The 9,828-nt window shown below is 32.5% G+C and carries 10 protein-coding genes; 9 read left to right on the forward strand and 1 reads right to left on the reverse strand.

The annotated features are described in order from the left end of the window. Positions 1 to 42: 42 nt before the first annotated feature. Positions 43 to 786 (reverse strand): RDD family protein, encoded by a 744-nt coding sequence (locus SD960_RS17020; RefSeq protein ID WP_318804958.1) that lies wholly within the window; start codon positions 784 to 786, stop codon positions 43 to 45. 20 nt (positions 787 to 806) lie between these two features. On the opposite strand from SD960_RS17020, the gene SD960_RS17025 reads away from it, so the two are divergent. The 9 genes from SD960_RS17025 (at position 807) to SD960_RS17065 (ending at position 9,742) form a co-directional block, all read left to right on the forward strand. Continuing rightward, positions 807 to 1,772 (forward strand): stage II sporulation protein M, encoded by a 966-nt coding sequence (locus SD960_RS17025; protein WP_318804959.1) that lies wholly within the window; start codon positions 807 to 809, stop codon positions 1,770 to 1,772. Positions 1,773 to 1,800: 28 nt separating this feature from the next. Next, positions 1,801 to 2,574: a DUF4129 domain-containing protein gene (locus SD960_RS17030; RefSeq protein ID WP_318804960.1), complete on the forward strand. Its 774-nt coding sequence runs from the start codon at positions 1,801 to 1,803 to the stop codon at positions 2,572 to 2,574. Continuing rightward, positions 2,567 to 3,775 carry a DUF4350 domain-containing protein gene (locus SD960_RS17035; protein WP_318804961.1) on the forward strand — a complete coding sequence of 403 codons (1,209 nt, stop codon included), beginning with the start codon at positions 2,567 to 2,569 and terminating at the stop codon, positions 3,773 to 3,775. Before SD960_RS17030 ends, SD960_RS17035 begins: the two co-directional genes overlap by 8 nt. A gap of 287 nt (positions 3,776 to 4,062) precedes the next feature. Beyond that, on the forward strand, positions 4,063 to 5,076 hold the full coding sequence (locus SD960_RS17040) for an AAA family ATPase (RefSeq protein WP_042566444.1): 1,014 nt from the start codon (positions 4,063 to 4,065) through the stop codon (positions 5,074 to 5,076). 49 nt (positions 5,077 to 5,125) lie between these two features. Next, on the forward strand, positions 5,126 to 5,740 hold the full coding sequence (locus tag SD960_RS17045; RefSeq protein ID WP_318804962.1) for a hypothetical protein: 615 nt from the start codon (positions 5,126 to 5,128) through the stop codon (positions 5,738 to 5,740). Between the two features lie 24 nt (positions 5,741 to 5,764). Further along, complete coding sequence (locus SD960_RS17050; protein WP_318804963.1) at positions 5,765 to 7,096, forward strand: DUF58 domain-containing protein; 1,332 nt, start codon at positions 5,765 to 5,767, stop codon at positions 7,094 to 7,096. A gap of 39 nt (positions 7,097 to 7,135) precedes the next feature. Next, positions 7,136 to 7,486 carry a hypothetical protein gene (locus SD960_RS17055; RefSeq protein ID WP_318804964.1) on the forward strand — a complete coding sequence of 117 codons (351 nt, stop codon included), beginning with the start codon at positions 7,136 to 7,138 and terminating at the stop codon, positions 7,484 to 7,486. A 106-nt stretch (positions 7,487 to 7,592) separates the two neighbouring features. After that, positions 7,593 to 8,678, forward strand: a complete 1,086-nt coding sequence (locus tag SD960_RS17060; protein ID WP_318804965.1) for a phosphoglyceromutase — start codon at positions 7,593 to 7,595, stop codon at positions 8,676 to 8,678. A gap of 275 nt (positions 8,679 to 8,953) precedes the next feature. Next, entirely contained in the window at positions 8,954 to 9,742 is a 789-nt protein-coding gene (locus tag SD960_RS17065) for an RNA methyltransferase (RefSeq protein WP_318804966.1), read from the forward strand. The last annotated feature ends 86 nt before the right edge of the window (positions 9,743 to 9,828 follow it).

The following is a 9,828-nucleotide window of genomic DNA, read 5'->3' on the forward strand; positions in this document are numbered from 1 at the left end:
TAAGAAAACTTCCTCCTTAACCATTTAATGTAAGTCACTTAATTACATGTTTTGCGTATAAAAATTATAATCTTTTAAAATGGTACGAAGAAAATCTTTCGAATTTCCAGATTGATTTTTAATTCCAGTTACACTTTCAATTTTAGAAACCAGTTTAACAATTGTTTCATAATCATCTTTATGATCTGCTTTTAGAAAAGTTTCTTTAATGATTCTCATATCATTATCAGTCAATTTTATAACCAAAGGATACGTTGGCACATAAGACTCTCCTATTTCTTCAAGAATGGTATGGCTAATATTAATTTTATTTTTTAAAGTTATAACGGCAGTACCGGCAACCATATCTCCTAAACGCTGTCCTTTTTTACTTATTATAACAGTAAAGAAAGCAATAATTCCAAAAAATATACTGAGATCGATAAGCCTAAAAAACCAGCGCATTAAATAATCACCAAAACCCGCCTGATAACCATCAATTTTAACGACTTTTATCCTGACTATTTTTTTACCAATGGTTTGTCCTTCAAAAATACTTTCTAAAGTGATCGAATAAATGATAACAGGAAAATATAAAAGTAAAAAAATGGTCATTCTGGACCATGAATCTAGGCCATCCAACAATCTGTCTAATTGAAGCCAGTAAAAAACGATGCCCCAAATCACGATTACATAAGCTATTTTAATACCAAAATCAATGAAATGAGACCCTATTCGCTCACCCGCTGATGCTGCTTTAAAATTTATTTTAACATTTTGTGTTGTATTTATTGATAATTCTGACATATTTTATATTTTAGCCTACAATGAGAGAAGTCGCCTTCATAAAACAAAATAAAGAAAAATGGCTGGAATTTGAGCTAGCTATTTTTGGTAAAGCTAAAAAAAATCCTGATGAGTTAGCTAATTTGTACATTCAAATGATGAATGACTTATCCTATGCCCAAACTTATTATCCAAAAAGCAAAACCGTGATTTACTTAAATCACCTTGCTTCGCAGATTTATCAGAAGATTTATAAAACAAAACGAGCCGAAAAAAACAGATTTGTCGAGTTTTTTAAAACCGAAGTTCCGCTTTTGGTTTACGATTACAGAAGATATTTACTGTATGCTTTTGTTCTGTTTTTTATAACAGTTGGTATTGGTGTAATTTCAGCACGATACGATCAAAATTTCGTTCGCTTAATTTTAGGCGATGGATATGTAAATATGACTTTGGAAAACATCAAAAAAGGTGATCCAATGGCGGTTTATGGTTCCGGAAGCAATTGGGGAAGTTTCGTTGGCATCACCATGAATAACCTGTATGTAGGCGCAAGATGTTACATTTACGGCATTTTTGGAGGACTTGGAACTTTTTATATTTCCTTGCAAAACTGTATTATGCTGGGTGCTTTTCAATACTTTTTTTACGACCAGAATGTTTTCTGGAAAAGCGTTCGCGGAATCTGGATTCACGGTTCTATGGAGATTTTTGCCATCGTTATCGAAACAGCTGCCGGATTTATTTTGGGAGCTTCAATTCTTTTTCCAAAGACTTTTTCGAGAATCAATTCATTTAAAATAGGTTTCAAAAACAGTTTCAAAATATTCCTTAGCACATTTCCATTCACGATTAGTGCCGGATTTCTTGAAGGTTTTATTACCCGATATTCTATTGATATGCCCAATTGGTTAAGCAGTTTAATCATTCTGGTTACACTTGGCATCATCTCATTTTATTATTTGGTTTATCCTTTTATTGTATACAAAAAAACACAACAGCTATAAGCCAAATTGAATTAATCAGGAACCAGTAATGAACAAATTTTTCTTCGTTTTATCTTTTCTATTGTATTGCTCCATTTCGCAGGCGCAGGATTCTTCGGCTACGGTTGATCCGCCAAAAGTCGAGTCTGTAAAATATACCGAAAAAGATATTCATGTCGATTCAGATACTATTGAAGCGAAAAACTTCAAACAAGATTTCAAAAAAAAATACAAAGACGCTGATTTCGTTTACGAATATAAAGCACCCGAAAAAGGCGCCTGGGATTATTTTAAAGAATGGCTCGCCAGTATTTTTAGAAGATTGTTCACTTTTAGCAATCCCGAAGCATCGCTAAATTTTGTTGCTCTTTTATTAAAAATAATCGCAGCTTTGGTTATTATTTTTGTAATTTATTTGATTGTAAAAGCAATAATAGCCAAAGAAGGGCAATGGATTTTTGGAAAAAATGCGCACAAAAAAACAATCTATTATTCTGATACCGAAAAGAATATCCATCTTCTTGACTTCGAAAAATTAATTAAAGAAAGTATTACAGCCGGAGAAAAAAGAATCGCTGTTCGTTATTATTATCTTTGGCTTTTAAAGGTCATGGCGCAAAATCATTATATAGAATGGGATATCGAAAAAACAAATTCTGATTATTTGTACGAGCTTCAAAAACCTGCACACAGAGAAGAATTCATGTATTTATCTTATTTGTACAACCATATTTGGTATGGCGAATTTGAAATCGATGAAAACACTTTTATAAAAGCCGAAAACCGATTTAAGAAATCTTTAAAAACATTTAGCAATGAGTAAATCCATTAAAATTTATATTGCTATTTTGATTTTGGTTTTCATCGTCATTTTAATAGCAGATCACGATAAGCAAAAACCAATCGATTGGCGGCCAACCTATTCTGTCAATGATAAAATTCCGTTTGGATTGTATGTTTTTGACAAAGAAATAAATGGTCTATTAAAAAATCAGAAGATTGAAAGAGTTTCTGCCGTAACACCTTATGAGTTTCTGGATTCAAAATATGTTCCTGATACAACTTCAGGAAAATACAAAATAAAAGGTACTTTTTTTAATATTTCAGAATATAGTCAGATTGATGATCAGTCGATTACAGAAATTTTATATTTTGTTTCACACGGAAATAATGCTTTTTTGAGCATGAAAAATTTCCCAAAATCATTATTAGACAGTTTAAAAATCGAAATAAACACCAGTTATCCCAACGAAAAAATGAATTCGGTTTGGATGGCCAATAAAAAACTAAATCCTAAAAAATATACAATCTCAGAAGAAGAAATGGGAAACTATTATTTTTCGAAAATTGATACTCTTACGACAACAGTTTTGGGATATCAGGGAAATAAAAATAAAAAGCAAATTGATTTTATAAAAGTGCCTTATATCAATGGTTATTTTTACTTGCACACAAAACCTGTGGCTTTTACAAATTATCATTTATTAAAAAAAGACCATTATGAATATGCAGAAAGTGTACTTTCGTATGTTCCAAAAGGAAATGTTTACTGGTACACAAAAGGACAAAATAATGAATCGATTTCAGATTCACCTTTGCGTTATATAATGAGTCAGCCGGCATTAAAATGGGCCTGGTATTTATTTTTAATCGGAATTTTGATTTTTATTATTTTTAATGCCAAACGAAAACAAAGAATTGTGCCAATAGTAAAACCGCTGCCTAATTTAACGCTGGATTTTACAAAAACAATTGGAAATTTATATTATCAGGAAGGTGATCACGATAATATAATTGATAAAAAAATCATCTATTTCCTCGAAAGAATTCGGAATGAATATTTGATCGATACGACAAAACTGGATGACGAATTCATTAAAAAGTTACATCATAAATCAGGAAAAGACGAAAATGATATTCGCGAATTGGTATTTTTAATCAACGAACATCGAAAAAGTTATCACGGAAGTCTCGAGGAAGATTTAATCAGGATTAATAATGCAATCGAGAAAGTTTTACATTAAAATGAAAACCGTTAGCTGTAATTTATTTTAACACATAGAAACATAGATATTATGAACTCAAAAAAAGGCGTTTCACTTGCATCAACAAACATAGCTATGTGTGAGAAACGAGTTTCTTTTTGATTTCCTTTTCTAAAATCATAAAATCTATGTTTCTATGTGTTTAATTAAAATATTTACATTACACCCAACGAATTAAAATTGAATAATATATAGCCACAGATTAGGGTTAAAATGATTTTAATCTGTGGCAAAAAAAATAAACCCAAAAGAAAAAGACCAAAAACATGGACGATTTTAATACACCAGAAACAGAAATCACAAACGAAAATGTGAATTTTGAAACAAGAATAAACCTTGCTCCTCTTTTAGAACATGTTAACAGCATCAAAAAAGAGCTTGAAACCGTTATTGTAGGTCAGCACAAAATGATCGACCAGCTTTTGGTGGCCATTTTATCAAACGGACACGTTTTGCTTGAAGGTGTTCCGGGAGTTGCCAAAACGATTACGGCAAAATTATTATCAAAAACATTAAATATCGGTTTTAGCCGAATTCAGTTTACGCCGGATTTAATGCCTTCTGATATCTTGGGAACTTCAATTTTCAACTTAAAAAGTTCAGAATTTGAATTCAAACAAGGGCCCATTTTCTCAAATTTAATTTTAATTGACGAGATCAATCGTGCGCCTGCCAAAACCCAGGCCGCACTTTTTGAAGTAATGGAAGAACGCCAGATCACCATTGACGGTTCTGCCTATCAGCTGGAAACTCCGTTTTTGGTAATTGCCACGCAAAACCCAATTGAGCAGGAAGGAACGTATCGTTTGCCGGAAGCGCAATTAGACCGTTTTTTATTCAAAATCACGATTGATTATCCAAAATTAGACGAAGAAATCCTGATTATTCAAAGAGAGCATTTATTGCAGGATCACGGGAAATTAGAAGCAATAAAAACCATACTTTCTGCACAGGAAATAAAAGGATATCAGGCTTTAATCAAACAAATTAGAGTCGAGCAAAATCTGTTGGAATATATTGCAAGAATTGTGGTAAACACCAGAGAAAATGCCTTTTTATATTTAGGTGCTTCGCCTCGTGCCTCGATCGCAATTTTAAATGCTGCCAAAGGTTTTGCCGCTATTCGTGGTCGTGATTTTGTAACTCCCGAAGATATAAAAGAAGCTTCAACTCCAGTTTTACAACACCGCGTTATTGTGGCTCCCGAACGTGAAATGGAAGGAATTACGAGCGCTGAAATTATCAAACAAATTATTGAAACTGTAGAAATTCCGAGATAATTTTTTAGTCGCAGTCGCAGTTTTCAGTTCTCGAATTAATCTTTTTTAAATGAAATTTTATAAACTATTTTCTATATCCTTAATTTGGATTTTACTTGCCGGTTTTAAACCTTTGAATGGTGCTGAAAACACAAAAAAGTCCCTTTATTTTGCAAGTGATAAGGAACAGATCGAAACATTAATAAGAAAAGCTTATGAATGGATTGAGACTAAAAAAACACAAAATGATTTTGATGTTGTTGCCAACAAAAAAGGCGATAAATATGTTGCTTTAAATGTAAAAACACACAACAAAATAGTCGAAGAACTTAAAAAATCGAACTTTTTTGCTCAGCAGTTTATCGATAATTACAATAAAATTGGATTGAAAATCGGTGATAATCTTAAAACCAATAAGGCAGAGTATTTTGTGGGCGAACTTCCACCCTATGGCAATGACAGTAATCCCTGGTGTGATTGTCAGGACAATCCAGAGAAGTTTTGGAAAACCCTGAAAGTAAACAACCTGAAAATTGAAAATAATAAAGCTACTTTTTTCTGGACGTGGACCGAATGGAAAGAAACGCCCAAATATAAAGTAACGGCAGTTAAGGAAAATGGAATCTGGAAAATAGCTGTTTTAGATGGTTTCGATTATTCTAGTTTCACTAAAATACAGGGATAAAATTAAATTTTAAATTCTTTTAAATTGAAATTCATAAAAAGTCTATATCTCAACAACTTCTTTTTCTTTGTGCTTTTGGGCATTATAGGATTATTTGTTTGTGCTTTTATTTTTCCGATTTTATACAACGGAGTCTGGTTTATTATTTTGGTATTAATCACTTTTCTGGCACTTGATCTTTTGATTTTATACCTGGCCCGAACCGGAATTGAAGCTTCGAGAGAAACGCCGGAAAAACTTTCAAATGGAGATTTAAATCCCGTTAGTATTTCGATTAAAAACCATTATACTTTTCCAATTTCAATTAAGATTATTGACGAAATTCCGTTTCAGTTTCAGGTACGCGATTTCAAAATAATCAGGAATATAAAAGCTTCAGGTCAGGATAAAATTGGATATGATTTACGCCCGACAGAACGTGGAGAATATTACTTTGGAAATTTAAACATTTATGTTTCTTCACCTTTAAAATTGATTTCAAGACGATTTACTTTCGATAAAGACAAAATGGTACCAACGTATCCGTCTTATATTCAGTTAAGAAAATACGATTTGCTGGCTTTTTCTAATAATTTATACCAATACGGAATCAAGAAAATTCGCCGAATTGGTCACACCATGGAATTTGAGCAAATTAAAGAATATGTTCAGGGCGATGATCTTCGAACTTTAAACTGGAAAGCAACGGCAAAGAAAAATGCCTTGATGGTGAACCAGTTTCAGGACGAAAAATCGCAATCGGTTTATTTGGCAATTGATAAAGGCCGTGTGATGCAAATGCCTTTTAATGGTTTGAGTTTATTGGATTATGCCATAAATTCGACCTTGGTTCTGGCCAATGTGATTCTGAAAAAACAAGACAAAGCCGGGATTTTTGCTTTCTCGAAAAAAGTCGAAAACAGAGTTTTCGCTGAAAAAAGAGGTTCGCAAATGCAAAAAATCCTCGAAACTTTATACAACATCAAAACCGACTTTTTTGAAAGTGATTACAGCCGTTTGTACGTTGATATCAAAAAGAATATCAACCAGAGAAGTTTGATTATTCTGTATACCAATTTTGAAACAATGGACGGTTTAAACAGACAGATGCCTTATTTGAAAGGAATTGCAAAAAGTCATTTATTGGTTGTTGTTTTCTTCAGTAACACCGAATTAAACGAAATCATCAACAAAAAAACCGACACAATTCAGGAAGTTTACGATAAAGTGATTGCTGAAAAATTTATGTTCGAAAAACGCTTAATCGCCAACGAATTGAAGAAATACGGAATTCATTCGGTTTTAACGCAGCCTGAGAATTTGACTTTGGATGCTATTAATAAGTATTTGGAAATTAAGGCAAGAGGGATTTTGTAGAAACTGTGAAATGTTGTTTGTGAAATATAAAATGTAAAAATGGCAAAAAACATATTCATTGGATTGATAATTTCAATTTTCTTATTTGTTGTTTATAATTCAAAACGGAATTATTATGAAAATAGCAGAGACTTTTACAGCAAACATTTTAATGGCGAAATTCAAAAAATTGAAGAAGGTCGAGGAATAGAAATTTATTACGAAAAGGATAGCTTTTTTTATAAAGACGATTACGAAGGACCTGAATTATTTGTGGGTGATATATTAAGAAAAAGTGCTAGTGAAATTACCATAATGAGAAAAGGCTCTAAAGGTGATTATATTGAGGTTGGAAAAGGAAAAAGTATAGAACCTAAAAAAAGTTATTTTAATTATTTTTTTGGAATTTAAATCTTTATAAACAAAACATTATTAAAACATTAAATGCTTATTATAAATTAGAATTGATAAAAAAACTTTAAATCTTTGTCGTGTCAACTTTGTAAAAATAAAAGCCATGAAAAAAATATATTTCATTCTAATTATTTTAACCAGCCTATTTTCTTCGGCACAAAAAACAGAAAACATCATAATCATAACCACAGACGGTTTTAGATGGCAGGAAGTTTTCAAAGGAATGGATTCCGAAATTGCCAATGATAAAAAATTCAATCAGGACGACAGTACTTACATTTATAAAAAATATGGAAGTACAGATTTTAAAGAACGTCGCCAAAAACTAATGCCTTTTTTATGGTCTGAAATTGCTTCGAAAGGGCAAATTTATGGCAATCGTGATTTAGGAAATAAAGTAGATGTTTCCAATCCGTATTGGTTTAGTTATCCGGGATATAGCGAAATTTTCACAGGAAATGTAGATGTTTTGGTAAACTCAAATTCTTATAAACCAAATCCGAATGTGAATGTTTTGGAGTTTTTAAATCAACAATCTAAAATTAAAGGAAAAGTGGCCGCTTTTGGAGCGTGGGATGCTTTTGACAGAATTTTGAACGAAAAAAGAAGCGGTTTTCCTGTAATTTCTGCGTTTGATAAAGTGGGAGGAAATAAGCCAACTGAAGTTCAAAAATTACTGAACGAAATGCGCAACAATTCGTTTAAGCCTTTTCATGAAGATGAATGTCTGGATGTTTTTACACATTATGAAGCATTGAACGAACTCAAAACCAACAAACCAAAAGTACTTTATGTTTCATACGGCGAAACCGACGAATGGGCGCATCATTCGCATTACAGATCGTATCTCGACGCTGCAAACCAAGTCGATAAATGGATTAACGAAATTTGGACTTTTGTACAAAACGACCCGCAATATAAAAACAAAACCACTTTACTTATAACAGTAGATCACGGTCGTGGCGACAAAGTAAAATCGGAATGGACAAGTCACGGCGAAAATATTGCCGGAGCATCTCAAATTTGGTTTGCCGCAATTGGACCTGAAATTGCTCCAAAAGGAGAGATTAAAACAGATTCTCAATTGTATCAAAAACAATTCGCCCAGACTATTGCCAAAATTATGGGCTACACTTTTACTGCAGAACATCCTGTTGCTAATGAAGTCAAGGAAGTCTTTGAGAAGTAGTTTTTTTGCCACGAATTACACGAATTTTCGCTAATTTTTATTTTGCCACAGATTAAATGATTCAATGGATTTTATAATCATCTTAATCCAATAATCTGTGGTTAAAATTTTTCATGCATTTTTTTGTAAAGCATAAAAAAGAATTCGTTAAAATTAGTGTAATTCGTGGCAAACCTTTTATTCAAGTTTCAAACCTACAAGGTTTCGAAAACCTTGCAGGAAGAAAAAAACCTCAGTACCTTAGCACCTCAGAACCTTAGTACCTTTAAAAAAAAATGAAACAAATCACTTCAATTCAAAATCCGTTTATAAAATCGCTTGTTTTACTGCAGGAAAAAGCAAAAGCCCGTAAACAAACCGGAACTTTTTTGATTGAAGGAGTACGTGAAATTTCATTGGCGATAAAAGGCGGTTACGAAATAGAAACGGTTTTATTTTTACCCGAATTAGTTTCAGAAAGCGAAATCAATAAATTGGTAAATTCACCAATTCAAATGATAGAAATCAATAAAGAAGTCTATCAAAAACTGGCGTATCGCGATACTACCGAAGGTGTTTTAGCAATCGCCAAAACCAAATCAATGCAATTATCGGATTTAAAATTATCAGCAAATCCGTTGATTTTAGTTGCCGAAGCACCAGAAAAACCAGGCAATATCGGAGCACTTTTACGTACTGCTGATGCCGCCAATCTGGATGCTGTTTTGATTGCCAATCCAAAAAGCGATTTATACAATCCGAATATCGTTCGCTCAAGTGTTGGCTGTTTGTTTACCAACCAAATCGCAACGGGAACTACAGCAGAAATTATCGCTTTTTTAAAAGAAAAAAAGATTGATTTTTATTGTGCCACTTTACAGAATTCAACTTCCTATCACACTCAAAATTTCACCACCCCAACGGCTTTAGTTGTGGGTACAGAAGCGACAGGTTTAACTCAGGAATGGCGCGACGCCGCAACTCAAAACATTATTATCCCGATGCAGGGAGAAATTGACAGCATGAATGTTTCTGTTGCTGCTGCGATTTTAATTTTTGAAGCGAAACGTCAGAGGGGATTTTAGATTTTAGATTTTAGATTTTAGATTTTAGATTTTAGATTTTAGATTTTAGATTTTAGATTTTAGATTTTAGATTTTAGATTTTAGAT

Source organism: Flavobacterium sp. MMLR14_040, from assembly GCF_033657265.1.
In the GTDB taxonomy this organism is placed as follows: domain Bacteria; phylum Bacteroidota; class Bacteroidia; order Flavobacteriales; family Flavobacteriaceae; genus Flavobacterium.

What these genes read in the sequence shown, in the direction of transcription:
- SD960_RS17045 (WP_318804962.1), top strand. Translation starts at nt 5,126, where the DNA reads ATGAAATTTTATAAACTATTTTCTATATCCTTAATTTGGATTTTACTT.
- SD960_RS17025 (WP_318804959.1), top strand. Translation starts at nt 807, where the DNA reads ATGAGAGAAGTCGCCTTCATAAAACAAAATAAAGAAAAATGGCTGGAA.
- SD960_RS17020 (WP_318804958.1), bottom strand. Translation starts at nt 786, where the DNA reads ATGTCAGAATTATCAATAAATACAACACAAAATGTTAAAATAAATTTT.
- SD960_RS17065 (WP_318804966.1), top strand. Translation starts at nt 8,954, where the DNA reads ATGAAACAAATCACTTCAATTCAAAATCCGTTTATAAAATCGCTTGTT.
- SD960_RS17035 (WP_318804961.1), top strand. Translation starts at nt 2,567, where the DNA reads ATGAGTAAATCCATTAAAATTTATATTGCTATTTTGATTTTGGTTTTC.
- SD960_RS17030 (WP_318804960.1), top strand. Translation starts at nt 1,801, where the DNA reads ATGAACAAATTTTTCTTCGTTTTATCTTTTCTATTGTATTGCTCCATT.
- SD960_RS17060 (WP_318804965.1), top strand. Translation starts at nt 7,593, where the DNA reads ATGAAAAAAATATATTTCATTCTAATTATTTTAACCAGCCTATTTTCT.
- SD960_RS17040 (WP_042566444.1), top strand. Translation starts at nt 4,063, where the DNA reads ATGGACGATTTTAATACACCAGAAACAGAAATCACAAACGAAAATGTG.
- SD960_RS17055 (WP_318804964.1), top strand. Translation starts at nt 7,136, where the DNA reads ATGGCAAAAAACATATTCATTGGATTGATAATTTCAATTTTCTTATTT.